Here is a 25081-nt window from a genome sequence, read left to right on the forward strand (position 1 = left end):
CGCTTCCTGGAGCACGCCCACCCCGCCGTCGCCCGGCTGGCGGAAGCCTTCGAGGCTGCGCGACAGGTCGGCAGCACGCCCGCCGGCCTCCTGCGCCTGAACGTGCCCCGCGCGGCCCTTCCCGGAATCATCGAACCGATCCTCGCCGACTTCCGCAACGCCTACCCGCTCGTGGAGGTCGAGATCACGGTCGAGGACCGGTCGGTGAACATCGTGGAAGGCGGCTTCGATGCGGGCATCCGCCTGGGCGAGATGCTGGAAGCCGACATGGTCGCCCGCCGCCTGACGCCGCCCTTCCCCTGCGCGATCGTCGCCTCGCCCGGCTATCTCGCACGCCACGGGCGGCCCCGCCGGCCGGAGGACCTGCGCGCGCACCACTGCGTCAACTTCCGCCAGGGCCGCGGCACGCTCTACCGCTGGGAGTTCGAGGAGGGCGGGCGGGCGTGGGAGATGACGGTCCCGGGGACGCTTGCAACGAACGACGCCTCCCTGATGATCGCGATGACGGTGCAGGGGCTGGGCCTCGCCTATACCCTCGCGCCGGTGGCCGCGCCGCTGATCGAGGCGGGGCTGCTGGAGACGGTGCTGGACGAGGTCGTGCCGGAAACGCCGGGCTTCTTCCTGTACTACCCCAGCCGCGCGCAGGCGCTGCCGAAGCTGCGCGCCTTCGCCGATTTCGCGGTGGCGCGGTTGATGGGCCGTCAGGCCCCGCCGAGCCAGTCCGCATAGGCGTTCGCCGCGCCGCGGCCGGTGCGGCGCGCCTGCCACCCGAAGTCGCGCGCGCGGTCCACGGCCATGATGCCGCGCCGGCGCGGATCGTTCGGCCGGATCGTCGGCTCGGCGCCGCGGGACAGACGGAAGGCGGGGCGACGCTCGGCCAGCGCCTCCGCAACCTCGAACAGCAGCGCCGACTGGTCCGATCCGGGCCCGAGATTGACCACGCGATGCGGCGGCGCGGGATGGTCCAGCAGCGCGAGCAGGCCCGCGGCGAGGTCGGGGGCATAGATCCAGTCATAGGCCGGCAGGTTGCCGTCCGGCAGCACGACGGTCTTCCCGTCCCGCGCCGCCTCCCCCAGCGCGAAAAAGGGGGAGAGCGTGTCGCGCGCCCCCGTCGCACGCTCCCAGGGCCCGAAGGCCGGCCCGATGCGGGCGGCGACGGCGTCCAGGCCCCACAACCCGCAAAGGCGCAGTCCCATCCGCTCCGCCGCGTACTTCGTGACGCCGTAGGTCGTGATGGGCACCGGGGGCGTCTCCACCTCGTCCAGCACGTCCAAGCGATAGGCGCTCTCGCCATAGACGGCGGAGGAGGAGGGCAGGATCACGCGCCGCACCGTCCCGGCCGCCTGTCCCGCACGGAGCGTCCCGATCAGGCCGAGCAGGTTCACTTCCAGCACGGATTCCGGGTTTGCGGCCTCCCGCTCCGCGCCGGCGGTGATGGCCGCAAAGGGCAGGATGCCCTCCGCGCCCGCCGCAGCCTCCCGCAGCGCCCCGGCGTCGCGCACGTCGCCCCGGACCGTGCGCAGGGTGCCGGGCAGGGTCGCGAAGAGGCTCGACGCGCGTTCCGGCAGCTCCTCCAGCCCGAAGGCGGTGACGGCATCGCCCCGGCGCAGCAGCGCCTCGACGACGTTCAGCCCGACGAAGCCGGCCGCGCCGGTCACCAGCACCCGCATGGCGTCAGGCCCGCCGCAGGACGAAGAGCGCCTGTTCCCCGAACAGGTTTGCGAGCCAGGCGGAGCGGCGCCAGGGCGCGCGCTGCCCGTGCTCGTCCACCGCCAGCCAATCCTCCACGACGTAGCCGTCCATCCTGCAGAGGTCGAAGAAGTCGCGGATCGTGCAGGGGTGGATGTTCGGCGTCTCGTACCAGGGGCGGTTCCAGGTGTCGGTGTCCGGCATGCGCCCGTTCACCAGCAGGCGCCAGCGCATCTGCCAGTGGCCGAAATTGGGGAAGGACACGATGGCGCGCCCGCCGATGCGCAGCATCTGCCGCAGCACGTCCCGCGGCCGCTCCACGGCCTGCAGCGTGCGGGACAGCACGACGTAGTCGAAGGCGCCGTCGGGGTAGTGCGCGAGGTCCGTGTCCGCATCGCCGTGGATGACCGCGAGGCCGGAGGCCACGGCGCGCGTCGCCTCGGCCATGTCGATCTCGATGCCCCGGGCGTCCGCGTCCTTCTCGCGCGTCAGGTGCTCGATCAACGCGCCGTCGCCGCAGCCGATGTCCAGCACGCGCGTGCGCGGCGGGATCATCCCGGCGATCAGGCGCAGGTCGAGCCGCATGTTCTTCGCGACGTATCGGATCGGCGCGGGGATCGCGGTGTCCGGCATGTCAGGCGGCTTTCGCCAGGGGCTCGGCGGCCGCATCCCGCAGCCGCGCCACGAGTTCGGGGAGCCGCTCCTCCGGCAGGTTCGCGAAGGAGAGGCGGAGATGCGACTCCTCTCCCGCGAAGGCGGGGCCGGGAAGCGTGATCAGGCCGTGCTCCTCGGCCAGGTGCTCCGCCACGCGCGCAGCCGGGGTGCCAGCGAAGGGGTGGCGGACATAGGCGAAGTAGGCACCGATCGAGAGGAGGTCCCAGCCCGGAAGCTCCGCAAAGGCGGCGCGCACCGCGGCGGCGCGTGCGGCGAGGCGGTCGCGGTTCGCGCGACGCCATTCGCGCAGCGCCGGGATGCCCCAGGCCAGGGCGTACTGCGCGGGACGGCCGGCGCAGATCTGCACGGAGTCCACGATCTTCGCGATCTCCGGGGTTGCGGCCTCCGGCGCGGCGAGGATCCCCATGCGATGGCCGGGGATCGCGAAGGACTTGGAAAAGGACGTCAGGTGGATCAGGTCCTCCGGCCATTCCGTCCCGCCGAGCTGCGCGTGCGGGTGTCCCCCGACGAGGTCGCGATAGGTCTCGTCCAGGATGAGCCAGATCCCCCGCGCGCGGCACAGGGCGTGGAAGGCGGCGATGACCTCCGGCGGGTAGATCGCGCCGGTCGGGTTGTTCGGCGTCACCAGCAGAAGCGCGCGGACCCGCCCATCCAACAGGCGCGCGGCGTCGTCCGGGCTGGGAACGAATCCGGCCTCGGCCCGCGTCGGCAGAGGGCGCGGCTCAACCCCTGCATGCGCAAGGTCATCGCGTGATTGAAGTACCAGGGCGTGGGCACAAGCACCGCGTCGCCCGGGCCCGCGACGGCGTTGGCGGCGATGACGAAGGCCAGGTTGCAGCCCGCTGTGACCACGACGTTGCCCGCGCGCGCCGCGGTGTCGCCCGCTTCCCGCAAGTCGGCCGCATAAGCCTCCCTCAGCGCGAGCTCGCCGAGGATCGGGCCGTAGCCGGCGGTCGCCGGATCGCCGGCGGCCTGGGCCAGCCGTTCCAGCATCTCCGGCGCCGGCGGATGCGCGGGGGCGGCCTGGGACAGGTTCAGCAGCGGCCCTCGTGCGCCTGAATAGGCCGTGGCGCACGCGACGATCGCGGGGATGGGCGGCGTTTCGGTCGCGCGGACGGCAGGGTTCAGCGGCGGCATCTCAGTCCAGGCCTCAGTCCACGGGCAGGAAGATGAAGATCACGGCCGCGACGAGGCAGGCCATCGCCGCGAGGTAGGTCCAGCGCAGCGGTTCCCCCAGGATCATGACGGAGAAGCCCGCGAAGATCGTCAGCGTGATGACCTCCTGCATCACCTTCAGCTGCTGTCCCGTATAGGCTCCGCTCTCGTAGCCGATGCGGTTGGCCGGGACGGCGAGGCAATACTCGAAAAACGCCATCCCCCAGGAGATGACGATGGCCATCCACATCGCCCAGCCCGGCTTCTTCAGGTGATAGTACCAGGCGAAGGTCATCACGACGTTGCTGCCGATCAGCAGCAGCGGCGTCCAGAGGTGGCTCGGGGTCATGGCGCCTGGACTCCGTATCGCGGCCGCCCCATCCCTACCCTCATCCCAGGAGCCGCGCCGTGCAGATCCCGATCCTGCCCTTCACCGTCACCGACTGGTCCGCCATGCCGCCGACCGAATACCCGGGCGAGACGGGGACCGCGACATGGCGCAGCTTCCACGTCGGCGACCTCCGCGTGCGGATGGTGGAATACTCGCCGGGCTACCTGGCGGATCACTGGTGCGACCGCGGCCACGTCCTGTTCGTGCTGGAGGGGGAGCTGGAGACGGAACTGCGGGACGGCCGGCGCTTCGTGCTCACCCCGGGGATGAGCTACCAGGTGTCGGATCATGGCGACGCCTCGCACCGATCCTCGACCCGCACCGGGGCGCGCCTGTTCGTCGTGGACTGAGCGCGTCACGCCGGCTGCTCCTGCATCCGGGGCACCGGCGGCAGGCGCCGCAGCAGGAAGGACATGATGCATAGCGCCGGCAAGGCCGCGGCGGTCGTCATCAGGAAGAACATGGGCCAGCCCATCGACTCCGCCAGCACGCCGGAGGAAGCGCCGAGCGTCCGCAGCGGCACGGCCGCGAGCGACGACAGCAGCGCATACTGCGTCGCCGTATAGGCGCGCGAGGTCAGCGACGACAGGTACCCGACGAAGGCCGCGTCCGCGAGGCCGTCGGTGAAGTTCTCCACCCCCACCTGCGCCCAGAGCAGCGGTACGTCTCGCCCCGCATAGGCCAGCCAGACGTACATCAGGTTCGACAGCATCTGGAACAGCCCGGTCCAGACCAGCGCCCGCGCCGTCCCGATCCGTGCGACGACCCAGCCCCCCGCCAGCGCCCCGCCGAGCGTCGCGAAGAGGCCGAAGACCGATCCGACCGCCGCCACCTCATCCCGCGTAAAGCCGAGTTGGCGGTAGAAGGGATTGGTCATGATGCCCGCCAGCGCCTCGCCGAGCTTGAACAGCGCGACGAAGAGCAGGATCCACAGCGCGAGCGGTCGTTGCAGAAACTCCGTGAACGGCCGAACGACCGCGTCCTCGATCCGCGCGCCCCAGCCCGCCGGCGCGGGCGGCGCGGGACGTTCCGGTCCCGCGAGCGTCGCGATGATCCCGACGAACATGAGAGCCGCGGCATAGACGTAGGCCCCGGACCAGCCGAGCTCGCCGACCATGAACAGCGTCCCCGCGCCCGAGGCCAGCAACGCGAGCCGGTAGCCCCAGACGTAGAGGGCGAGGCCGTAGCCCTGCTCCCTTTCCTCCAGCATCTCGATGCGCCAGGCATCCACGACGATGTCCTGCGACGCGGAGAGGAAGGCGACGACGGCCGCGATCGCGGCGACGGTCAGCGGCGCCGCCTTCGGATCGCCCAGCCCGGTCAGGACGATCGCCCCGATCAGCAGGGGCTGGATGATCAGCAGCCAGCCCCGTCGCCGGCCCAAAAGCGGCGGCCGGATCGAATCCAGCGCCGGCGACCAGAGGAACTTGAAGGAATAGGCGAGCCCGATGAGCGCGGTCAGCCCAATCTGGGCCAGCGGCACCTCGCTCTCCGCGAACCACTGGCGCAGCACGGCGCCGGCGACCAGCGGCAGCGGCACGCCGGCCGAGAAGCCGAGGGCAAGCAATACCGGGAAGCGCCGGTCCTTGAGGAAGGCGGGAAGCATGGCGCGGGATCATGCGTCCGGGCCCGCCGGGCGCCAAGGCGGCGGGGCCACGCGACGGACGCGACCGTTCGTTCGGCGGGCGATTCTTGCGGCCGCGTCACGGCCGCGCCAGCATCGGCGCCCTACCCTAGGGGGATGCTGAACCATGGACGTCGTCGGCCGCGCGAAGGGCCTCATTCTCGATCCCCGCACCGAATGGGCACGCATCGCGCCGGAGGGCGGCGCGCCGATGGATCACTTCCGGGCCTACGCGGTGCCGCTGGCGGCCGTCCCCGCCGTGGCGGGGCTGATCGGCGGGATCGTCTTCGGCGGCTTCCGGGGCGTCATCGGCGCCGTCGTGATCGCGCTCCTCAGCTACGTCCTGTCGCTCGCCGGCACCTTCGTCATGGCGAAGATCATCGAGGCGGTGGCGCCGTCCTTCGGGGGCAACAACGACCCGCTTTCGGCCATGAAGCTGGCCGTCTATTCGCCAACGGCAACCTGGCTTGCCGGCATCTTCGCGATCATCCCGTTCCTCGGGTTCCTCGCGATCCTCGGCCTGTACTCGATCTACATCTACTGGGTCGGCGTGCCGATCGTGACCCGGGTCCCGGAGGACCGGCGGCTGGTCTTCACGATTGTCCTGGTGATCGTCGCCATCGTCATCAACGTCATCATCGGCGCGGTGGTCGGCGGCATCGTCGGCGCGCTGCTCTTCCGCTGAGGGCTGGAGGGGGCCGCCGCGGCGGCCCCCGGCCGCCCTACTTTTCCTTGCCGGTCCTCTCCCGCAAGGCGTCGATGCGCTGCGACGCCTCGGCCTTCGTCAGTTCCTCGGCGTAGCCCTCCTTCTCGTCGGCGCCGGCCTCTTCGCTCAGCGTCTTGAGGTAGGAGGCCTGGGCGCCGGTCATCGGCTCCCCACCGGTGGTCCACTCCGCCGGATCCTTGACGGCGTTGGAACCGGGCTCCGGATCGGTCTTCGGGTTGTGCTCCTCGTGCGCGGCCTGCTTCGCGGACATGATTGATCCCCTGTGCTCTTCCGTTCCCTAAACGTTCACGACGGGCGCGGGTTGCCGGGGCGTTGACGGAATGGCAGCGCAAGCGCCCCATCGCCGTTGATGCGCATCCGGTCCGTCGAGCCCTACATCCTTCACCTGCCGATCGCCGGCGGCGGCATCCGCGACAGCACCCATCACGTGACCCATTGGGGCGTCGTCGGCGCGCGGATCGAGACGGAGGACGGTCTTGTCGGCCACGGCTTCACCGGCACCCACGCCCACCTGCCATCGGACCGGCTGATCGCCGGCTGCATCCGCGACCTCTGGGCGCCGCTGCTGGTGGGGGAGGATGCGCAGGATTCCGAACGGCTCTGGACGAAGCTCGCGCGCTTCCCGCCGGTGCAATGGGTCGGGCGCGCGGGGATGACGACGCTGGCCCATGCCGCCGTGGACGTGGCGCTCTGGGACCTCCGCGCGAAGCACGCCGGACTGCCGCTGTGGCGCTTCCTTGGCGGCGCCTCGGGTGGGGAGGTCGCGGCCTACAACACCGATGTCGGCTGGCTCTCCATCCCCGACGATGTGCTCGTGGACGGCTGCCGCCGCGCCGTCGAGGAAGACGGCTTTCCCGGCGTGAAGGTAAAGGTCGGTTCCCCCAACGTCACGACCGACCTGCGGCGGGTAGAGGCCGTGCGCCGCGCCATCGGACGGGATGCGACCCTCGCCGTGGACGGCAACGGCAAGTGGGACCTGCCGACCTGCCTTCGCTTCTGCCGCGCGGCCGAGCCGCTCGACCTCCTCTGGTTCGAGGAGCCGCTGTGGTACGACGACGTCGGCGGCCACGCTGCCCTGGCGCGCGCGACCCGCATTCCGGTCGCGCTGGGCGAACAGCTCTACACGCAGGACGCCTTCCATGCCTTCATGGATGCGGGCGCGGTTCATTGGGTGCAGCCGGACGTCACGCGTCTTGCGGGCATCACCGAATATGTTCGCGTGGCTGACGCGGCGCATGCGCGGCGCCTGCCCGTCGTCGCGCATGCCGGGGACATGGGGCAGGTCCACGTACACCTCGCGGTCTGGCATCCGGCCAGCACGTCGATGGAATGGATCCCCTGGATCCGCGAATGGTTCGAGGAGCCGGTGCGGGTGGCACGGGGCATCTGGCTGCGCCCCGAACGCCCGGGCGCCTCGACCACGCCGACCGAGGAGGCGTTCCGCCGCTTCGCGCGACCGATCGCATAGCCACACACGATCCGGTTTGCGGACCCTCGGGGTTGCCGTCGAATCCACCGTTCGGCTGGCCTTCCGTCGCGATCACCGGAGAGGTGCGCCGGCCGGCGTTGCGCCGCTCCGCGGCCCCGGCGCGATCCGGCCGCCCCGGCTACGCGCCTCGCTTCGGGTTGGTTGACCCGGACTCGGCGGCATGGCTCATGCCCGACCATGCTGCAGAACGCGATCCTCGCCGGCGACCGGACCTTCGTGGCGCTGCGGAAGGCGGGCCGGCCCCGGGCAGGAACCGACCCGCTCTACCACGCGGTCACGCCATATTGTCGCATGGCGCTTTGCGCCGCCGAGCCCGGCGCAGGCTCGGGCTGGGCAGAACCGCCGTCGCAGCGCGTGACGTGTCCCGCCTGCCTCAAGCGCTTGGCCCGTCTGGCGCCGAGCTGACTCCCGCGGTCAGACCCAGAGGAAGTCCGACTCCGACAACGAGGCAAGCTTCACCCCGGACAGCGTCATCTGCATGTCTGCCGTGCCGTCGCCGTTCACGTCGACGGTGAGTTGGTCCGTCCCGTCCACGAAGCGCGCTTCGGAGTGTCCGTCGCCGGTGAAGGCCGCGGCGCCCCGGAACTCGAAGTCGCCCTTCAGCAGACCGCCGAAGACCAGGACGTCGCCACGCGCGTCGAAGTCGGTGATGCGTTCCCCCGTGCCGACCGCAGCGTCGGAGGCCGCCTTGTAGATGAAACGGTCCACCCCGCCGTTCCCCGTCAGCACGTCCCCGCCGCTACCGCCGTAGAGCTGGTCCGCGTTCGCGCCGCCGGTCAGCGTGTCCGCCCCCGCACCACCCTCCAGGCGCCCTCCCGGGCCGGTGATGGCGATCCGGTCGTCGCCGGCGCCCCCGACCACCGTTTCCACGCTGAACACCTCGACGTCGTTCCGGCCCGAGGCGAGGACGAGCCGGTCGTCACCCGCGCTCAGGCCGACGGTGCCGGAGGCGAGGGTCGTGCCGAGGACCACGCTGTCGGCGGAACCGCCGCCCGTGATGGTTTCGGTGTGGGAGACGGTCAGCGCGTTCGGCCCGTCTGAGGAGAGGATGAGGTGATCCTCGCCGCCGCCGAGGTCCACGGCGCCGCCCTGGACGGGCTTGGTCAGGGTCACCGTGTCGTTGCCGCCGCTTCCGTCCGAACCGCCCGTGCCGCTGCCGTCGGGCACGGTTGGCTTCTGCGGCGTCGGCGCGGGGGCGTCATCGCCGAACGGATGCGTGAGGTCGAGCAGCGGCTTCGACGCGAGCGTCGTCACGGCGGATACCACGGCCGAGCCCTTCACCAGATCCGAGCTGGCCAGGCCGTAGACCTCTCCGCCGGAGACCTTCGCGACGACGGAGGTCTGGTTCAGCAGCAGCGCCGCACTCGGCGAATCCATCTCGTTCACGACGGTGTTGCCGGTGATCGTCAGGCTCGATCCCGGGCGTGGGTCGCCTTCGCCGCCGAAATGGATGATGGCGGGATTGCCAGACCGCGCGCCCTGCTGGATTTCGTTGTCGGCGATGAGCGCCTTGCCGCCATTCGGCAGGTCGATCGAGTAGCTGCCGTTGCCGCCATCGTCGGTGATGCGGCTATCCGTCACCACCGTTTCCAGCGCGCGGCTCTTGATCTGGTGGCCCGTGACGGCGTCGTGGAACCAGCTGTCCTCGATCGTCAGCTTGTCGATCGTGTTGACGTAGATGTTGTGCGTGCGCCCGTCGCCCGTGCCGTTGTGCCGGAACTCGCTGTCGCGGATGGTTATCGTGCCACCGGCCGAGGAGTTCGCGAGGATGCCGTTCTGGTTGTCGTGGAAGTAGCTGTCTTCGACCGTCAGGTCGCCGCCCTGGTAGCGGATGCCCGCGCCGTTCCCGTCCGGCACCCTGGCGCCGGAGAACTCCAGGTTCTTGATCGTCGCGTCGGTGTTGACCGTCAGGATGGCCTTGCCGTCCGGCGGCGATCTCGTCGCTTCCAGGTGGACCATCCCGCCCACCCCCTCGATCGTGATCTTCTTGCTGATCGTCGCGAAATCGTTCGTGTAGGTGCCCGCCTGAACCTTCAGGACGTCCCCGTCCTCCGCGGCTGAGACAGCGGACGCGATGCTGCGATAGGTGCCGGAGGCACCGACGGTGAGCGTGCTCATGCCCTCTTCTTCCCCTCGTGAAGCCGCCACACGCGGAGCCATCCCCTGCCCCGCCGCGTGACACCCAAGGGGCTACGACGGCAGCCTGGGCGGCACAGCGCCGCCTCCGGAATGACGGGACGTGAGCACGCATATCGCCGCATCACCGGACCGTGATGGTAAGTTGATGGGTTTCCTGTCCTTCAACTCGCGCGCGAGCTGAAACGAGTCACGCTGTGCCGTGCCATCGCGCAACAGCAGGGCGCCCGTGGTGGCGGCGTCCGGATCGCGTTTTGCGTGAAGGATTTGCGGGCTGGTCACCCCTGGACGGGACCACTCGGCTCCGCGGGCCGATGCGGTCGCGCCACGAGGGCCCGTAGGAACGTTGGGCGCGGGTTGGGACGACGTGCCGTCCGGCCCGCGAGAGGTTGTCGGCCGGAGCGGGCCGGCTTCGCCGCTTCAGTCCTCGTCGTCCACCGCGATCGCCGCGTCCCCCGCCCGCACCTCCCGCGCCAGCGTGAGCAGGAGCCGCCGCAGCCAGGCATGCCCGCCGTCATTCTCGAACCGCCGGTGGAAGACGAGGGAGAGGCGCGTGTGGCTCGTCCGGATCGGCAGCGGCAGCAGGATCAGCCCGTGCGCGGCAGCCAATTGCCGCGCCAGCCGTCCCGACAGGGTCATCACCATATCCGTGTTCAGCAGGATCCCCGGTACGGCCGAGAGGTGCGCGACCACGCCGCCGAGGCGCCTCGGGTGCCCCGCCTCCCGGAACGGCCCGTCCAGCGCGCCGTCGCGCGATCCGTTCGCGGAATGCAGCAGGTGGGGGAAGGCGGCGAAGCACTCCACCGTCACCTCCCGCTCCAGCAGCGGATGGCCGGGGCGGACGAGGGCGAGGAACTCCTCCGGCAGCAGCCGCAGGCGCGTGTAGAGCGCGGTCGGCTCCGGCAGGACTGCGACGGCCAATTGCGCTTCCCCGCTCTCCAGCAGCGCCGAGGCATTGGTCCGGTCTGCGTGGCGGATCGCGACGAGCACCCCCGGTGCCTCCTTCGCGAGCCGCGCGAAGAGGGCGGGCGCCAGCACGGCTTCCGCATATTCCGACAGGGCGATGGTAAAGACGCGGTCGCTCGTCGCGGGGTCGAAGGGCGCGGTCGCCGCGAGGGTCTCGGCCAGGCGGTCCAGCATCTCGGTGACCGGCTGCATCAGCGTCAGCGCGAGTTGCGTCGGCTCCACCCCGCCGGGCGCGCGGAGGAACAGGTCGTCGCCGAGCGCCGTGCGCAGCCGGTTCAGCGCGTTCGACACGGCGGGCTGCGACAGGTTCAGCCGCGCCGCCGCACGCGTGACGTGCCGCTCCCGCGCCACTGCGTCGAAGACACGCAGCAAGTTCAGGTCGAAGGCGGAGAGGTCCTTCACGCCGCGAACCCGTACAGCCGCGCCGGGTTGTTCCAGCGCACCGCCTCCGCCTGGCCCGTCGTGAGCGGCGCGAGGATGCCGCGCAGCAGCGTCGCCTCGTCCTGCGGTGCATCAGTATTGGGGTGCGGCCAGTTGGTGCCCCAGACAAGGTTCGACTCGCCCACCTCGGCCAGCGCCTGCGTCAGCGGGACGAGGTCGCCCCAGCCCCCGTCATGCCACCCGGGCAGCGCGTAGGGGCTGGACAGCTTTATCCAGGCCCGCCCGGCGTCAAGCATGTCCGCCACGACCTCCCAGGCCGCGTGCTGCGCGAAGCCGCGGACCGGCAGGCCGGCGTAGTGGTCCAGCACCAGCGGGCAGGGAAGGGCGCGCAGCACCGGCGCGAGGCCGGCGATGGCATCCGCCGTTGCAAAGACCTGCAGGTGCCAGCCCTGGTCCGCGCAGAGCCGCCCGAGCGCTGCCACGTCCGCCCCGGGCGAGTGGACGAGGTTGGCCCGCAGCCCCACGACGCCGCGCGCCGCGAGGTCGCGGCACTCCGCCGCCGCCGTATCCGGCGGGATCACCGCGACGACGACGGACCGCCCCGGCCGCTCCGCCCGCGCGGCCAGGTGCAGCGCGTTGTCGAAGCCGTAGGTCGAGGGCTGGACGAGGACGTGGTGCGTGATGCCCACCCGTTGCGCCATCGCCCGGAAGGCCGGCAGCGGCGCGTCCATGGAGGCCCGCGTCCCCGGCACCGCCGGCAGGCGCACGTCGTAGACGTGATGGTGGCAGTCTACGAGCGGGGCCACGAGGCGGGAATCGGCATCCATCGCCGCAGGATCGCCGCCCCGGCGCCGGATCGCCAGGGCCGTCAGGAAGGGGGTTCCGCAGGTCCCGGGGGATGGGCTACACGAAGGGCCTTCGGTCCACGTAGCTCAGCAGGATAGAGCGCGGGATTCCTTGTGTGAAACTGGGCGCCGCCAGGGGAAACCGGGCGGCGGATCCGCTCAAAGTCGGGGAAAGCTTCGGCGCACTGGTCGCCATGCCGATCCCGAGCCAAGCCCGGCGCCAGCCGGGAAGGTGTAGAGACTGGACGGGCGGCGCCTAAGGGCCACGGCCTAGGGCGAAGGGACAGTCCAGACCACGAACGCCCCGGAAGGGGGCGGCGGCGAAAGCCGTCGTGGCATGAATCCCGAGGCCGAGGGTTCGAATCCCCCCGTGGACAATCCTTCCGGGGCGGCGGGCGATCCCCGCCGCCCCACCTACCCGTTACAGGGCACCCTCTACAGGATGAACCGCGACAGGTCGGCGCTGGCCGCCAGCGGCGCCACGCGCTCCGTCACGTAGGCCGCATCCACCCGCACCGCGTCGCCCCGGCGGTCGGAGGCGGTGAAGGATACCTCCTCCAGCAGCCGCTCCAGCACCGTCGCCAGGCGGCGGGCCCCGATGTTCTCCACCCGCTCGTTGATGTCGGCGGCCAAGCCGGCGATGGCGTCCACCGCGTCCTCGGTGAACTCAAGCGACAGGCCTTCCGTGTTCATCAGCGCTACGTATTGCGACGTCAGCGCGTGCTCCGGCTCCGTCAGGATGCGGCGGAAGTCGTCGCGCGACAGCGCCTTCAGCTCCACGCGGATCGGCAGGCGGCCCTGCAGTTCCGGCAGCAGGTCGGACGGCTTGGCCATGTGGAAGGCGCCGGAGGCGATGAAGAGGATGTGGTCCGTCTTCACCGGGCCGTGCTTCGTGTTGACCGTCGTGCCCTCGATCAGCGGCAGCAGGTCGCGCTGCACGCCTTCGCGCGACACGTCGCCGCCGCGGAAGCCACCCTCGCCCGTGCGGGCACAGACCTTGTCGATCTCATCGAGGAAGACGATCCCGTGGTTCTCCGCGTGCTGCACGGCGTCGCGCGTCAGCTTCTCCTGGTCCAGCAGCTTGTCCGCCTCGTCGCGCTGGAGGGCGATGCGGGCCTCCGCGACGCTCATCTTGCGGGCCTTCGTGCGCCCGCCGAACATCTTGCCCATCATCTCCTGGATGTTGCCGATCGCCATGCCCGGCGGCATGCCCGGAATGTCCATGGCGCCGATCGGGCTCGACGGCTCGGAGACCTCGATCTCGACTTCCTTCGTCTCCAGCGTGCCGTCGCGCAGCATCTTGCGGAACTTCATCCGTGTCTCGCCGGAGGCGTGCTCGCCAACGAGCGCCGTGACGATCCGCTCCTCCGCCGCCAGCTCCGCCTTGGCCTGCACGTCGCGGCGGGCGGTCTCGCGCATCTGCACGATCGCGGCATCCACGAGGTCGCGGACGATGCTCTCGACGTCGCGGCCGACATAGCCGACCTCGGTGAACTTCGTCGCCTCCACCTTCAGGAAGGGCGCGTTCGCCAGCCGCGCGAGGCGGCGCGCGATTTCCGTCTTGCCGCAACCCGTCGGGCCGATCATCAGGATGTTCTTCGGCACGACCTCGTCCCGCAGGCCGTCCGGAAGTTGCTGCCGGCGCCAGCGGTTGCGCAGCGCGATGGCGACGGCGCGCTTCGCATCGGCCTGACCGACGATGTAGCGGTCCAGTTCGGAGACGATCTCGCGCGGCGAGAGGTTCACGGCCTCGGTGACCGAGGCAGCCTGATCGAGGGGCATCTCAGAGGATTTCCAGGACGAAGCGTCCGTTGGTGTACACGCAGATATCCGCCGCGATGGTCATGGACCGGCGCGCGACCTCCTCGGCCGTCAGCCCGTCCACGGTCATCAGCGCGCGCGCCGCGGCGAGCGCGAAGTTGCCGCCGGAGCCGATGCCGATGATGCCGTCCTCCGGCTCCATCACGTCACCCTGGCCGGTGATGAGCAGCGACCGGTCCTTGTCGGCGACGGCCAGCAGCGCCTCCAGGCGGCGCAGGTACTTGTCCGTGCGCCAGTCCTTCGCGAGCTCGACGGCCGCGCGCTCCAACTGGTCGGGGTAGCGTTCCAGCTTCGCCTCCAGGCGCTCCAGCAGCGTGAAGGCGTCGGCGGTCGCGCCAGCGAAGCCCGTCAGCACGCGGCCATTGGCGATGCGGCGGACCTTGCGCGCGTTGTTCTTGACGACGGTCTGGCCCATCGAGACCTGGCCGTCCCCGGCCATGGCCACCTGGCCGTCCCGGCGCACGCAAAGAATGGTGGTGCCGTGCCACCCGAGGAGGTCACGGGGAAGATCGAGTTGTGGGGAGTCCATGATCGCCGCATGTGGCTATCCGGCCCGCGCCGTGCAATCCGGCGGCCGCGGACACGATCCGTGACCGGAATGCCGGTTCACGAAGCGGTCTTTCCAGTCCACTTGTGCAGTTGCCCGATGGACGCACCGCGCCCCAGCCTGCCGGCCCCCGCCCCTGCGGGAGTGGCCCGGCCCCAATCCCTGCCGCGCTTCGGCGCGCGTCGGCAGGTCGTGCGCGCCACGCCCGTCCTCCCGGCGCCGAGCGGGGCGGTTTCGGCCGCATCGCCCCCGCGCAGTGCGGGCCCGAACCGCCGGGCCCTGTTCTGGACCGCCTCCGTCCTGCTGCACGCCGCGGCGCTGTTCTTCGCCCTGGTGGACCTGCCGGGCCGGGACCTGCCGCCGGCCCCGGCGGAAGAAGGCGTGGACGTCGTGTTCGAGGGCGGCACCGCGTCCAGCCAACTGCCCGCCCCCTCCGCGATGCCGGACGCGCCGCCGACCCCACCCGACCTCCCGGCCTTGCCGGGCGCGCCCTCCGCGCCCCCGGCCCTGGCCGGGGCCCCGCCCGCCCCGCCGCTGGCCCTGCCACCGGTGGACATGCCCTTCGCGCCGCCCCCGCCCCTCGTCGAACGGCCGGAGGCTCCGACCCGTCCCGGCCCGCCTCCGGTCGGGATCGCGGAGGCGCCGCCGCGCTTCGATCCGCCTCCACCCCTGCCGGCGCCGCCCCTGGCTCCGCAGCCACCGCGCGACCTCGCGGCCGCCCCACCGCCCCCGCCGGTCGAGGCCCGCCCGCCGGCCCCTGCCGACCTGCCCGCCTCGCCGCGGGTCGCGGCCGCGCCGCCGGTCGCGCCGCCGGTCACGCCCACCCCGCGCGTCGATGCACCGTCGGCCCTTGCTCCCGCGGTCCCGCCGCGGCCGCCCCGCCTGGCCGAAGCCCTGCCCCCGCCCCGCCCTGCGGAGGCGCCGCGTGCCCCCGCCGAGCCGCCGCCGGCACCGCCGCGGGAGGCAGCGCCGCGGGAGGCGGAACGGCAGCAGACGGCCGCCCTCTCCATCCCGCCACCGCCCCGCCCCGCACCGCCGGAACCGCGTGCCGCCGCCCCGCGCCCGCCCGCCCCGCAGCCCCGACCGGCGCCGCGGCCGGCCGATCCTTTCGCCGGGGTGCTCGACCTCTCCGGCGCGCCCGTCGCGCTCGGCGGCGTCCCGGCGCCCGCGGCGCGGGGGACGGACCGCCGGACGGACCCGCCCAACCCGTCCGGCCGCTACTCGACGGACGCGACCTTCACCGTTCGCGGAGCCGAGCTCGGCGAGGGGTGGCGCCGCGCGATGATCCGGGTGCTCCAGTCCCGGATGTACTACCCGCGGGATGCCGCGATGAACGGGGAGGACGGGACGGCCATCCTGCGCTTCACCGTGACGCGGGACGGGCGCGTCCAGGACCTGCGCCTCGTCGGCCCGACCGGGTCGCGGCCGCTGGACATCGCGGCGCAGGCCGTGCGTGCGCGACGCGCCACTGCCGCCCTTCCCCCGGGGACCCGGGGCGATACGGCGGAGATCACGCTGAACGCGCGCTACGTCCTGATCGGACGCTGACGCGCGTTGGCCGCGTGGGACGGGCCCCGCTGCGGCGAAGGGTCGATTCCGCGAAGCTTCGGCGATCCTTCGGCAAGAATAACGCTGCCCTGCGGCGTCCCCACCGCGCCACCTGGAACGACCCGGGCTAACGTCCCCTCATCCCACCGCGCCCAAGCCGGGACCGGGATGCAGGAGGACGGAGAGGATGGCCGGAGCACGTACCGTCGCACCCACGGGGGACGCCCTGATCGATCCCCTCCTCAAGGGAGTCGCCTGGGACAACCAGACGATCACCTATTCCATCCCGACGACCGGCGCGGGCTGGGGCGACGGCTATCCCCGGACCGTATCCTTCGACCCCGACGGTCCGTTCAACCCTGCCACCGGCGCGGGATCCGCCGACCCGTACAACATCACGGTGGACGAGACGACCGGCTTCGTCGCCCTGAACGCGTACCAGAGCGCTGCCGTCAACGTCGCGCTGGCCGAGGTGGAGTCCTTCACCAACCTCACGATCAACCGGAACTGGGCCACCCCGCTCACGGCCGACCTGCGCTTCGCGATGACGACGACGCCCGGTCCCAGCGGTACGATCCAGAACCCGACACCGGCGCAGTGGACGGCCTATGGGCAGTACCCCGCGACGGGCAGGGGCGGCGACGCCTGGTTCAACACCGTGGACTACAACAACGCCGACCTCGGCACCTTCGACTACCAGACCTTCTACCACGAGATCGGGCACACTCTCGGCCTGAAGCACACGCACGCCGAGACGGTCGGCGGCGTCGCCAACAGCCCGATCCTGCCGACGGAGTGGGACTCGCTCGAGTTCACGACGATGACCTACCTCGAATCGGTGGGCGCGCCGGACAACGGCTACCAGACGCCGGCGGGCAGTCTCCCCCAGTCCTACATGATGCTGGATATCCAGGCCCTGCAGACGCTCTACGGGGCGGATTATTCGACGAACGCCGGCAACACGGTCTGGCGCTTCGACTACGGGACGGGCCGGACAAGCCGCGATGGCACGAGCCTGGGCACGCCGGACGACGGGGTGGTCGGCAACGCCCCCACGAACATCCTGTTCCGCACGATCTGGGACGGCGGCGGCGTCGACACCTATGACTTCAGCAGCTACCAGACCAGGCTGCGGGTGGACCTCGCGCCCGGCGGCTTCACGGACGTGGACGCGGACGGTACCTACCAGGCCGCCCTGCTGGACCCGCGCGGCGCCGACCCCGACATCTATGCCCGCGGGCAGGTCTTCAACGCCCTGCTCTTCCGCGGCAACACCGCAAGCCTGATCGAGAACGCGATCGGCGGCACGAACGACGATACGATGTTCGGCAACCAGGGCGACAACCGGCTCGAAGGCCGCGACGGGCGCGACTACCTTGTCGGGCTGCTGGGCAACGACCTCCTCATCGGCGGCAACGGCAACGACCGGCTGAACGGCGACGACGGCGCGGACACGCTCGTGGGCGGCGTCGGAGCCGATAACCTGAACGGCGGGGCGGGAACAGACCTCGCGGATTACACTAACGCCGGGGCTGCCATCGGCCTCGACCTCATCGGCTTCTTTCCCAACGCCGGCGACGCGGTGGGCGACCGCTTCACCTCGGTCGAGGCCTATCGCGGTTCGAACTTCAACGACACGATGAGCGGTAGCGGAAACGTCGAGGACCTGAGCGGCGGGTTCGGAACCGACGTCCTCAACGGCCGGGGCGGCAACGACGCGCTCCGCGGCGATGTCGGCGACGACACGCTGGTGGGCGGTGCCGGCGCCGATATCATCAACGGCGGGGAAGGCTACGACACCGCGGTCTTCAACGAAGCCGCCGTCCTGTTGAACCTCACGACGGGCCTCCATGGCGGCGAGGCGGCCGGCGACACCTACGCCTCGGTCGAGCGCTTCGTCGGCGGCACCGGCAACGACACGATGACCGGTGACGCTTTCGCCAACGACCTCGTCGGCAGCGAGGGGAACGACCTGCTGGAGGGCGCGGGCGGCGCCGACCGGCTCTACGGCAACCTCGGGAACGATACCCTCCGCGGCGGGGAGGGCGACGATACGCTCTACGGCGGCCTTGGCGCCGACGTATACGAAGGCGGGAACGGCTTCGACCGCGTCTCCTTCGCCGACCAGACGGCCGGGGTCGCGGTGGACATCTCCCCCGGCCCCATCGGGCAGGTCGTGAACCCGATACAAGTCTTCTCCATCGAGGACTTCGAGGGGTCCGCCTACGGCGACGCCTTCTACGGCCGTGCAAACGAGGCGAACTACTTCTACGGCGGCGGCGGCAACGACACGCTCGCGGGCCGCGGCGGCGGCGACGTGCTGCGCGGGGAGGCAGGGGACGACACGATCATCGTCGTGGGCACGGAGCTCTCGGTGGATGGCGGCTTCTCAGGCTTCGACACGCTGGCGGTCGGCGGCACGGCCGGGGTGTTCAACTGGTCGACGAACAGCTTCTCGGTGGACGGGCAGGGCATCTTCCAGGTGCTCAACATGGAGATCGCGCGCGGCGGCGTGGGCGGCGACCAGTTCATCGCCAACAACGACGACCTGTCCTTCTACGGCGGGGACGGGAACGACACCCTCTCCGGCGGCGGTGGCGACAACGTGCTGGAAGGCGGCGCCGGGGCGGACCGCCTGTTCTTCGGAGGCGGCTACGACTACGCGGACTACCGCACCGACACGGTCGGCGTCCTGGTGGATATCCGGGCAAGCGTCGTCACCGGTGGTCACGCGACGGCCGATACATGGTTAGACCGGCCCGAAGGCCTGCTGGCCGGCGCCGGCAACGACAGCCTCGGCGGCAGCGAGGGCGACAACCGCATCCTCGGCCGCGGGGGCGCCGACTACATCTCCGCCTATGGCGGCGCCGACACGCTGGATGGCGGCGAGGGCAATGACAGCCTGGAAGGCGGCAGCGGCGCGGACCAGGCCTTCGGCGGCGACGGCGCCGACGCGATCGTGGACACCCAGGGCCTGCTGTTGCCGCAGGGCGTGGAGGACAACGCGGACGACACGCTCGCCGGCGGTGCCGGGAACGACACGCTCATCGCCGGCGGCGGCGCGGACGTGCTCGACGGCGGCGACGACGACGACAGGCTGACCGGCGGCGCGGGCGCCGACTTCCTCAGCGGCGGCGTCGGCAACGATATCCTGTCCGACCACACGCAGCAGCCTGCCTTTGCCGGCGCGTCCCCCGCGGCGGGATCCTTCGCCGCCTCGGACGCGGATACGCTCAATGGCGGCCTGGGCGACGACTGGATCTACGCTTCGGGCGGCGGCGACCTGATCGACGGCGGTACCGGGACCGACAGCCTCGTCCTGTCCTTCGCCGATGCGCTGGAAGTCGTGTCCTTCGCCTTCAAGGCGGTCGGCCCCTGGAGTGTTGCGCTCGGCGCGACGGTCGCGGCGACGGTGCAGGGGGTGGAGGGCCTGTCCGTGACGGGCGGGGTGAAGAACGACGTGATGACCGGGACGGGGATGACCTTCGCGGCGGTGTTCGACGGCGGCGCGGGCAACGACCTGCTGCGCGGCGGCAAGGGCGGCGACGTGCTGATCGGCTCGGGCGGAAACGACAGGCTCTACGGCAACGACGGGGACGACCTGCTCGTCGGCGGCGTCGGCCGGGACATCATGGCCGGCGGCGCGGGCGCGGACCTCTTCCGCTGGGACCTCGCGGCGGAGGGCAAGGACATCATCCAGGGCTTCGTCAGTGGCGAGGACAAGCTGTGGATCGACGCCTCTGGCTTCCGGGGCGGGCTGACCGAGGGGATGGACCTCGCCGCGACCAACCGCTTCGTCCCGGGGACGGCCGCGACCGGCATCCAGGGCCAGTTCCTCTACGATCAGGGCACCGGCGCCCTGCTCTGGGACGTGGACGGCAACCGGGACAAGGCCGCCTTCCTGATCTGCAACCTCGACCCCGGCACGGCCCTGGCCGCGAGCGACTTCCTGCTCGTCGCCTGAACCGCCCGCCCGGGGTCACGCCCGGGCGGTCCGGCTATCCGCGGGGGGCGGCCGGGTCTAAACCCCGGCCATGGACGCCCCGCCACCGCCCGCCCGCCGCGCGACCATCGCCCGCGAGACCGCGGAGACGCGCATCCACCTCACCCTCGACCTCGACGGGACGGGGCGGGCGGTGGTCGCGACGGGGATCGGCTTCCTCGACCACATGCTCACCGCCTTCGCGAAGCACTCCATGGCCGACCTGACCGTGCGGGCGGAGGGCGACCTGCACGTGGATTTCCACCACACGACGGAAGACGTGGGCATCGTCCTGGGCCAGGCGATCCGGCAGGCCCTGTCCGACAAGCGGGGCATCCGGCGCTACGGCCACGCGGTCGTCCCGATGGACGAGGCGCTGGCCGAGGCCGCGCTCGACATCTCCGGCCGCCCATTCCTGGCCTGGTCCGTGACCTTCGGCCGCGACAAGGTCGGCGAGATGGACACGGAACTCTTCGAGGAGTTCTTCCGCGCGCTCGCGATGAACGCGCTGCTGACGCTGCACGTGGTCCAGCGCGCCGGCACGAACGCGCACCACGTGGCGGAGGCCTGCTTCAAGGCCGTTGCCCGCGCCCTGCGTGCGGCGGCCGAGACCGACCCTCGCGCCCCGCACGCGGTCCCCTCGACCAAGGGCATGCTGGAGGCCTGATGCGCCTCTACACGCTGCACGCGAAGGCCGGGGACCGGCCGCGGACCCGGCTGGTGCGGGAAGGGTCGTCCTTCTGGGCCTTCCTCTTCGGGCCGTTCTGGTTCCTCGCGCGCGGGCTCTGGCTCGGCGCGCTGCTGGCGCTGTTCGTGCCCGTCGCCGGCGCTGCGCTTGGGGCGCTGGTCACGGCCGGACTGGCCTCCGCCGATCCGTCCGTCACCCTGGACCTGATGCCCTGGACCTCGCTCGCCGCCCAGATCCTTCTCGGCCTGCATGCGCGCGACCTGGAACGGTGGATGCTGCGGCGCCGCGGCTACGCCCTGCACGGCGTGGTCGCGGGCCGCGACCACGAGGACGCGCTGCTGCGCGCCGTCACCCTGAAGCCGGACCTGGCGCCCGGGGCGGTCGCATGACGACACGCCTGCGCAGGGATGCGACCACGCACGGGTGGATCGCCTGATGCGCATCGCCGTCGTGGACCCAGGCTCCGGCAACCTCGCCTCCGTCCGGCGCGCCTTCGAGCGCGCGGCGGCGGAGGAGGGGATCGCCCTCGACCTCACGGTCACGGAGGACGCGGAGGCGGTCCGCGACGCCGACCGCATCGTCCTTCCGGGACAGGGTGCCTTCGCCGCCTGCGCGCGGGGCCTCGCCGCGTTGCCCGGCATGACGCAGGCGCTGAACGAGGAGGTCGCGCGCGGAAAACCCTTCCTCGGCATCTGCGTGGGCATGCAGCTCATGGCCCAGCGCGGGCTGGAGCACGGCGTGACCCCCGGCCTCGGCTGGATCGAGGGCGAGATCGCGCCGATGGACCCGCGCGGGGATGATGGCGCGCCGCTGCCGCTGCCGCAGATGGGCTGGAACCGCCTGGAACCCGCTTCCGCACACCCGCTGCTGGCCGGCGTCGCGCCCGACGCGCACGCCTATTTCGTCCATTCCTACGCGCTGCGCGGCGGGCGTCGGGAGGAGTTGCTGGCGACCGCTTCCTACGGCGGCCCGGTCGTCGCGATCGTCGGGCGGGACAACATGGCGGGCACGCAGTTCCACGTGGAGAAGTCGGGCGATGTCGGCCTGCGCATCCTGCGGAACTTCCTTCGGTGGTCTCCCGGGGCGAGGCAATGACCGACGTCATCCACACGTCGTCGGTCGAGCGCGCGACCGCGCTGTCCGATGAGGACTTGGCCGACCTCTGCGAGGCGACGGACCACGCGATCATGGAGGGCGGCGGCTTCGGCTGGCTCGCGCCCCAGGGCCGCGACGCCCTGTCCCGCCACTTCCGCGGCGTGCTGCTGGTGCCGGAGCGCGAACTCTTCGTCGCACGCCTCGACGATCACATCGTCGGCTCCGCGCAGCTCGTCCGCCCCGCCCGCAACAACGAGGCGCAGGCCTGGGCCGCGCAACTCACCCACGCCTACGTCGCCCCCTACGCCCGCGGGCACGGCCTGGCGCGGCTCCTCGTCGAACGGGTGGAGGAGCGCGCGGCCGCGCTCGGCCACCGCGTGCTGAACCTCGACGTGCGGGAAACCCAGGCGCGCGCGATCTTCCTCTTCGAGAACCTGGGCTACGTTCGCTGGGGCACGCACCCCGCCTATGCCCGCGTCAACGGCGCCACCGTCGCGGGGCACCACTACTACAAGATGCTGGAGCCGCACCGCGGCCGCCCCACCGACCGACTCTGACGGACAGGCCGTGACGGACTTCATCCCCTACCCCGCCATCGACCTGAAGGGCGGGCAGGTCGTGCGCCTGAAGCGCGGCGACATGGCGCAGGCGACGGTCTACGGCGACCCGGCCGAGCAGGCCCGCGCCTTCGACGCGTCGGGCTTCCCCTGGCTGCACGTCGTGGACCTGGACGGCGCCTTCGCCGGCCGCCCCGCGAACGCGGAGGCCGTGCGCGCCATCCTTTCCGCCACGACGCGCCCGGTGCAGTTGGGCGGCGGCATCCGCGACGTCGCGACGATCGAGGCCTGGCTCTCAGCCGGCATCAGCCGCGTGATCCTCGGCTCCGCCGCCGCGAAGGACCCGGACTTCGCGCGCGCCGCCTGCCGCGACTTCCCGGGCCGCGTCGCGATCGGCATCGACGCCCGCGACGGCCTCGTCGCGACCGAAGGCTGGGCGGAGGTCGGGACGATGGCCGCGACGGACCTCGCCCTGCGGTTCGAGGATGCCGGCGCCGCCGCCATCATCCACACGGATATCGAGCGGGACGGGATGCTCGGCGGCGTCAACGCCGCGGCGACCGAGGCCCTGGCCCGGCGCCTCACCACGCCCGTCATCGCCAGCGGCGGCGTCGCCGGCGCGGCCGACGTCCGAGCCCTGCGCGCCACCGGCATCATCGCCGGCGTGATCATCGGCCGCGCGCTCTACGACGGGCGGCTGACGGCGGGGGAAGCGCTCGCCGCCTGACGCGCGGCAGATATACACGCATCCCGATCGTTGATCGTGGTAAAGCCCTGGACTTTTCGCGCCTGGACGCGAAATAGGCGGGCGACGGCCGATCAGTACCGGCCCCGGAGCTCCGCCATGTCCACCCCCCGCCGCCCGCTCCTCCTCGGCGCCGCAACCCTCGCCGCCCCCTTCGTCGCGCCGGGCGTCGCCCGCGCCCTCCAGGCCGAGCGCCCGATCCGCCTCATCGTTCCCGTCGCGCCCGGCGGGTCCCAGGACGTCGTCGCGCGCCTCTCCGCCCGTGCGCTGTCCGACGTGCTCGGCGCCCCCGTGCAGGTCGAGAACATGCCGGGTGGCGGGTCGAACATCGGCTACTCGGCGGCCGCCCGCGCGCCGGCGGACGGGCATATCCTGCTGGCCGGCTCGGACACCCTCTCCATCACCGGGGCCCTCTCCACACGCCTCGCCTTCGACCCGCTGGGCTTCGCGCCGGTGCACCGCACGGTGTCCGTGCCGCAGATCCTCGTCGTCCGCGCCGACGACCCCGCGCCCGACTTCGCCGCCTGGGCGGACCGCGCCCGTACCCGGCCGACCCCGGTCGGCACCCCGGGCAACGGCTCCCTCGCCCACCTCCTCGTCGCGCAGGTCGGCCGCGCGACGGAGGGCGACTGGACCCACGTGCCCTACCGCGGCGGCGCGCTGGCGGTGAACGACCTCCTGGCCGGGTCGCTCTCGGCCGTGATGATCAACATCGGCGCCGTCACCGGCCACGTCCGCGACGGACGCCTGCGCGGCCTGTTCGTGTCGCCTGCGACCCGCGCGGCGGCCCTGCCGGACGTGCCCACGCTGACCGAGATCGGCCTCGCACCCTACACGGCCGTCGGCTGGCACGGCCTGGTCGCGCCCCCGGGCCTGGACCCCGCCATCGCCGAGCGCCTGAACGCCGCCAACCGCGCCGGTCTGCGCCGGCCGGAGATCCTGGAACGCCTTCTCCCCCTCGGCGTCGAGCCGCAGGAGGAAGGCCCGGCCCCGCTGGCCAAGGCGATCCGCGAGGACGCGGCCCGCTACGCTGAGGTCGTGCGCCGCTTCGCCATCCGCGCGGACTGACGCTGGCCGGCTTCCGTTCCGATCCCTGTCGGTGGTGTTGCAGGTTACGCTGGAGGAAGGCTCTGCCTTCCTCCAGAGACAACTGGCGCCCCCCAAACAGGGATCGGAACCGAAGCCGTCCGCAGTCAGTCCGGCGCGGCGCTGCCGCAGAGGCGGCAGGCCGGGTCGCGGCGCAGGCGGATCGTGCGGAAGCGTGCGTCCAGCGCGTCCCAGAGCAGCAGGCGGCCCGACATGCCCTCGCCGATGCCGAGGATTTCCTTCAGCACCTCCGTGGCCTGGAGCGTGCCCATCACGCCCGTGACGGCGCCGAGCACCCCCGCCTCTGAGCAGGACGGCACCAGGCCCGGTGGCGGCGGTTCGGGATGCAGGCAGCGGTGGCAAGGATGGGGTGGGCCGAGATGCGACTTGAAGGTGGACAACTGCCCCTCGAACCGCAGCACGGCCGCGGAGACGAGCGTGCGCCCGAGACGGTGGCAGGCATCACCCAGCAGGAAGCGCGTCGGGAAGTTGTCGGTGCCGTCGCAGACGATGTCGTAGCGCGGGATCAGGTCGTCCGCCGCAGCCTCGTCCAGCCGGCGCGCGTGGACCTCGACGGTCGTGAGGGGGTTGAGGGCGCGGAGCGCCTCCGCCGCGCTGTCCGCCTTGCGCTGGCCGACCCGCGCGGTGACGTGCGCGACCTGGCGCTGGAGGTTCGACAGTTCCAGCGTGTCGTGGTCCGCGATCCCGATCGTGCCGACGCCGGCCGCGGCGAGGTAGAGCGCGAGCGGCGAGCCCAGCCCGCCCGCGCCGACCACCAGCACCCGCGCTGCGCGCAGCCGCGCCTGCCCCACTGCTCCTACTTCGCCGAGGAGGATGTGGCGGGAGTAGCGGTGAAGTTCGTCCTCGGAGAAGTCGAGGGAGAGGGGGCGGGACCGTCCATGCACTGCATGTCGGTCACCGCCCCCCGCGCGGC

The 25081-nt window shown here is 71.9% G+C and carries 24 protein-coding genes and 1 pseudogene; 13 read left to right on the top strand and 12 right to left on the bottom strand.

Features of this window, described 5'->3' with window-relative positions; genetic code table 11:
- The first annotated feature begins 36 nt into the window (after window positions 1-36).
- Window positions 37-729 carry a LysR substrate-binding domain-containing protein gene (locus ACE7GA_RS07385; protein ID WP_376100149.1) on the top strand — a complete coding sequence of 231 codons (693 nt, stop codon included), beginning with the start codon at window positions 37-39 and terminating at the stop codon, window positions 727-729.
- Here the strand turns inward: ACE7GA_RS07385 and ACE7GA_RS07390 are convergent.
- The 4 genes and pseudogenes from ACE7GA_RS07390 to ACE7GA_RS07405 all read right to left on the bottom strand — a co-directional run bounded on the left by ACE7GA_RS07390 (window position 702) and on the right by ACE7GA_RS07405 (window position 3868).
- Window positions 702-1664 (bottom strand): NAD-dependent epimerase/dehydratase family protein, encoded by a 963-nt coding sequence (locus ACE7GA_RS07390; RefSeq protein ID WP_376097792.1) that lies wholly within the window; start codon window positions 1662-1664, stop codon window positions 702-704. The two genes, ACE7GA_RS07385 and ACE7GA_RS07390, sit on opposite strands and share 28 nt — an antisense overlap.
- 10 nt (window positions 1665-1674) lie before the next feature.
- Window positions 1675-2274: a methionine biosynthesis protein MetW gene (gene metW, locus ACE7GA_RS07395; RefSeq protein WP_376100151.1), complete on the bottom strand. Its 600-nt coding sequence runs from the start codon at window positions 2272-2274 to the stop codon at window positions 1675-1677.
- A 49-nt stretch (window positions 2275-2323) separates the two neighbouring features.
- A pseudogene (locus ACE7GA_RS07400) lies at window positions 2324-3501 on the bottom strand (aminotransferase).
- Window positions 3502-3514: 13 nt separating this feature from the next.
- Window positions 3515-3868, bottom strand: coding sequence for a DMT family protein (locus tag ACE7GA_RS07405; RefSeq protein WP_376097795.1), 354 nt, complete (start codon window positions 3866-3868; stop codon window positions 3515-3517).
- 59 nt (window positions 3869-3927) lie between these two features.
- On the opposite strand from ACE7GA_RS07405, the gene ACE7GA_RS07410 reads away from it, so the two are divergent.
- Window positions 3928-4260 carry a DHCW motif cupin fold protein gene (locus ACE7GA_RS07410; protein ID WP_376097798.1) on the top strand — a complete coding sequence of 111 codons (333 nt, stop codon included), beginning with the start codon at window positions 3928-3930 and terminating at the stop codon, window positions 4258-4260.
- A 5-nt stretch (window positions 4261-4265) separates the two neighbouring features.
- Here ACE7GA_RS07410 and ACE7GA_RS07415 read toward each other — a convergent pair whose 3' ends face one another.
- Entirely contained in the window at window positions 4266-5516 is a 1251-nt protein-coding gene (locus ACE7GA_RS07415) for an MFS transporter (RefSeq protein WP_376097801.1), read from the bottom strand.
- 145 nt (window positions 5517-5661) lie between these two features.
- Here ACE7GA_RS07415 and ACE7GA_RS07420 point away from each other — a divergent pair, with 145 nt between their 5' ends.
- Window positions 5662-6219, top strand: a complete 558-nt coding sequence (locus ACE7GA_RS07420; protein ID WP_376097804.1) for a Yip1 family protein — start codon at window positions 5662-5664, stop codon at window positions 6217-6219.
- Window positions 6220-6256: 37 nt separating this feature from the next.
- Here ACE7GA_RS07420 and ACE7GA_RS07425 read toward each other — a convergent pair whose 3' ends face one another.
- Window positions 6257-6511, bottom strand: a complete 255-nt coding sequence (locus ACE7GA_RS07425; protein WP_376097807.1) for a DUF3072 domain-containing protein — start codon at window positions 6509-6511, stop codon at window positions 6257-6259.
- A 99-nt stretch (window positions 6512-6610) separates the two neighbouring features.
- Here ACE7GA_RS07425 and ACE7GA_RS07430 point away from each other — a divergent pair, with 99 nt between their 5' ends.
- Together ACE7GA_RS07430 and ACE7GA_RS07435 are read left to right on the top strand one after the other, a co-directional pair.
- Window positions 6611-7729 carry a mandelate racemase/muconate lactonizing enzyme family protein gene (locus tag ACE7GA_RS07430; RefSeq protein ID WP_376097810.1) on the top strand — a complete coding sequence of 373 codons (1119 nt, stop codon included), beginning with the start codon at window positions 6611-6613 and terminating at the stop codon, window positions 7727-7729.
- A 198-nt stretch (window positions 7730-7927) separates the two neighbouring features.
- Window positions 7928-8155 (top strand): hypothetical protein, encoded by a 228-nt coding sequence (locus ACE7GA_RS07435; protein ID WP_376097813.1) that lies wholly within the window; start codon window positions 7928-7930, stop codon window positions 8153-8155.
- Window positions 8156-8164: 9 nt separating this feature from the next.
- Here ACE7GA_RS07435 and ACE7GA_RS07440 read toward each other — a convergent pair whose 3' ends face one another.
- The 5 genes from ACE7GA_RS07440 to hslV form a co-directional block, all read right to left on the bottom strand.
- The gene (locus ACE7GA_RS07440) at window positions 8165-9868 is read right to left on the bottom strand and encodes a NosD domain-containing protein (RefSeq protein WP_376097816.1); all 1704 of its coding nucleotides are present in this window, start codon (window positions 9866-9868) and stop codon (window positions 8165-8167) included.
- Between the two features lie 438 nt (window positions 9869-10306).
- Window positions 10307-11254, bottom strand: coding sequence for a LysR family transcriptional regulator (locus ACE7GA_RS07445; RefSeq protein ID WP_376097818.1), 948 nt, complete (start codon window positions 11252-11254; stop codon window positions 10307-10309).
- Window positions 11251-12060, bottom strand: a complete 810-nt coding sequence (locus ACE7GA_RS07450) for an amidohydrolase family protein (RefSeq protein ID WP_376097821.1) — start codon at window positions 12058-12060, stop codon at window positions 11251-11253. Before ACE7GA_RS07450 ends, ACE7GA_RS07445 begins: the two co-directional genes overlap by 4 nt.
- Before the next feature lie 453 nt (window positions 12061-12513).
- Window positions 12514-13860: an ATP-dependent protease ATPase subunit HslU gene (gene hslU, locus ACE7GA_RS07455; protein ID WP_376097824.1), complete on the bottom strand. Its 1347-nt coding sequence runs from the start codon at window positions 13858-13860 to the stop codon at window positions 12514-12516.
- Between the two features lies 1 nt (window position 13861).
- Entirely contained in the window at window positions 13862-14428 is a 567-nt protein-coding gene (gene hslV / locus ACE7GA_RS07460) for an ATP-dependent protease subunit HslV (protein ID WP_376097827.1), read from the bottom strand.
- Window positions 14429-14590: 162 nt separating this feature from the next.
- Between hslV and ACE7GA_RS07465 the strand changes: the two genes are divergently transcribed.
- The 8 genes from ACE7GA_RS07465 to ACE7GA_RS07500 all read left to right on the top strand — a co-directional run bounded on the left by ACE7GA_RS07465 (window position 14591) and on the right by ACE7GA_RS07500 (window position 24129).
- Window positions 14591-15994 carry a TonB family protein gene (locus ACE7GA_RS07465; protein ID WP_376097830.1) on the top strand — a complete coding sequence of 468 codons (1404 nt, stop codon included), beginning with the start codon at window positions 14591-14593 and terminating at the stop codon, window positions 15992-15994.
- 187 nt (window positions 15995-16181) lie between these two features.
- On the top strand, window positions 16182-19958 hold the full coding sequence (locus tag ACE7GA_RS07470; RefSeq protein WP_376097833.1) for a M10 family metallopeptidase C-terminal domain-containing protein: 3777 nt from the start codon (window positions 16182-16184) through the stop codon (window positions 19956-19958).
- A 70-nt stretch (window positions 19959-20028) separates the two neighbouring features.
- Window positions 20029-20643, top strand: coding sequence for an imidazoleglycerol-phosphate dehydratase HisB (hisB, locus tag ACE7GA_RS07475; RefSeq protein ID WP_376097836.1), 615 nt, complete (start codon window positions 20029-20031; stop codon window positions 20641-20643).
- Window positions 20643-21053: a DUF2628 domain-containing protein gene (locus ACE7GA_RS07480; protein ID WP_376097839.1), complete on the top strand. Its 411-nt coding sequence runs from the start codon at window positions 20643-20645 to the stop codon at window positions 21051-21053. Before hisB ends, ACE7GA_RS07480 begins: the two co-directional genes overlap by 1 nt.
- 46 nt (window positions 21054-21099) lie before the next feature.
- The gene (gene hisH / locus ACE7GA_RS07485; protein WP_376100153.1) at window positions 21100-21759 is read left to right on the top strand and encodes an imidazole glycerol phosphate synthase subunit HisH; all 660 of its coding nucleotides are present in this window, start codon (window positions 21100-21102) and stop codon (window positions 21757-21759) included.
- On the top strand, window positions 21756-22316 hold the full coding sequence (locus tag ACE7GA_RS07490; protein WP_376097842.1) for a GNAT family N-acetyltransferase: 561 nt from the start codon (window positions 21756-21758) through the stop codon (window positions 22314-22316). Before hisH ends, ACE7GA_RS07490 begins: the two co-directional genes overlap by 4 nt.
- Before the next feature lie 10 nt (window positions 22317-22326).
- A complete protein-coding gene (gene hisA / locus ACE7GA_RS07495) occupies window positions 22327-23043 on the top strand; it encodes a 1-(5-phosphoribosyl)-5-[(5-phosphoribosylamino)methylideneamino]imidazole-4-carboxamide isomerase (RefSeq protein WP_376097845.1) in 717 nt (238 codons plus the stop codon).
- Window positions 23044-23160: 117 nt separating this feature from the next.
- Window positions 23161-24129, top strand: a complete 969-nt coding sequence (locus ACE7GA_RS07500; RefSeq protein WP_376097848.1) for a Bug family tripartite tricarboxylate transporter substrate binding protein — start codon at window positions 23161-23163, stop codon at window positions 24127-24129.
- Window positions 24130-24254: 125 nt separating this feature from the next.
- Here ACE7GA_RS07500 and ACE7GA_RS07505 read toward each other — a convergent pair whose 3' ends face one another.
- Window positions 24255-25052, bottom strand: coding sequence for a ThiF family adenylyltransferase (locus ACE7GA_RS07505; protein ID WP_376097851.1), 798 nt, complete (start codon window positions 25050-25052; stop codon window positions 24255-24257).
- Window positions 25053-25081: the final 29 nt, after the last annotated feature.

It is taken from the genome of Roseomonas sp. CCTCC AB2023176, from assembly GCF_042259275.1.
Lineage (GTDB): Bacteria > Pseudomonadota > Alphaproteobacteria > Acetobacterales > Acetobacteraceae > Roseomonas.

What these genes read in the sequence shown, in the direction of transcription:
- metW (WP_376100151.1), bottom strand. Translation starts at nt 2,274, where the DNA reads ATGCGGCTCGACCTGCGCCTGATCGCCGGGATGATCCCGCCGCGCACG.
- ACE7GA_RS07405 (WP_376097795.1), bottom strand. Translation starts at nt 3,868, where the DNA reads ATGACCCCGAGCCACCTCTGGACGCCGCTGCTGCTGATCGGCAGCAAC.
- ACE7GA_RS07415 (WP_376097801.1), bottom strand. Translation starts at nt 5,516, where the DNA reads ATGCTTCCCGCCTTCCTCAAGGACCGGCGCTTCCCGGTATTGCTTGCC.
- ACE7GA_RS07420 (WP_376097804.1), top strand. Translation starts at nt 5,662, where the DNA reads ATGGACGTCGTCGGCCGCGCGAAGGGCCTCATTCTCGATCCCCGCACC.
- ACE7GA_RS07425 (WP_376097807.1), bottom strand. Translation starts at nt 6,511, where the DNA reads ATGTCCGCGAAGCAGGCCGCGCACGAGGAGCACAACCCGAAGACCGAT.
- ACE7GA_RS07430 (WP_376097810.1), top strand. Translation starts at nt 6,611, where the DNA reads ATGCGCATCCGGTCCGTCGAGCCCTACATCCTTCACCTGCCGATCGCC.
- ACE7GA_RS07435 (WP_376097813.1), top strand. Translation starts at nt 7,928, where the DNA reads ATGCTGCAGAACGCGATCCTCGCCGGCGACCGGACCTTCGTGGCGCTG.
- ACE7GA_RS07440 (WP_376097816.1), bottom strand. Translation starts at nt 9,868, where the DNA reads ATGAGCACGCTCACCGTCGGTGCCTCCGGCACCTATCGCAGCATCGCG.
- ACE7GA_RS07450 (WP_376097821.1), bottom strand. Translation starts at nt 12,060, where the DNA reads ATGGATGCCGATTCCCGCCTCGTGGCCCCGCTCGTAGACTGCCACCAT.
- hslU (WP_376097824.1), bottom strand. Translation starts at nt 13,860, where the DNA reads ATGCCCCTCGATCAGGCTGCCTCGGTCACCGAGGCCGTGAACCTCTCG.
- hslV (WP_376097827.1), bottom strand. Translation starts at nt 14,428, where the DNA reads ATGGACTCCCCACAACTCGATCTTCCCCGTGACCTCCTCGGGTGGCAC.
- ACE7GA_RS07470 (WP_376097833.1), top strand. Translation starts at nt 16,182, where the DNA reads ATGGCCGGAGCACGTACCGTCGCACCCACGGGGGACGCCCTGATCGAT.
- hisB (WP_376097836.1), top strand. Translation starts at nt 20,029, where the DNA reads ATGGACGCCCCGCCACCGCCCGCCCGCCGCGCGACCATCGCCCGCGAG.
- ACE7GA_RS07480 (WP_376097839.1), top strand. Translation starts at nt 20,643, where the DNA reads ATGCGCCTCTACACGCTGCACGCGAAGGCCGGGGACCGGCCGCGGACC.
- hisH (WP_376100153.1), top strand. Translation starts at nt 21,100, where the DNA reads ATGCGCATCGCCGTCGTGGACCCAGGCTCCGGCAACCTCGCCTCCGTC.
- ACE7GA_RS07490 (WP_376097842.1), top strand. Translation starts at nt 21,756, where the DNA reads ATGACCGACGTCATCCACACGTCGTCGGTCGAGCGCGCGACCGCGCTG.
- ACE7GA_RS07500 (WP_376097848.1), top strand. Translation starts at nt 23,161, where the DNA reads ATGTCCACCCCCCGCCGCCCGCTCCTCCTCGGCGCCGCAACCCTCGCC.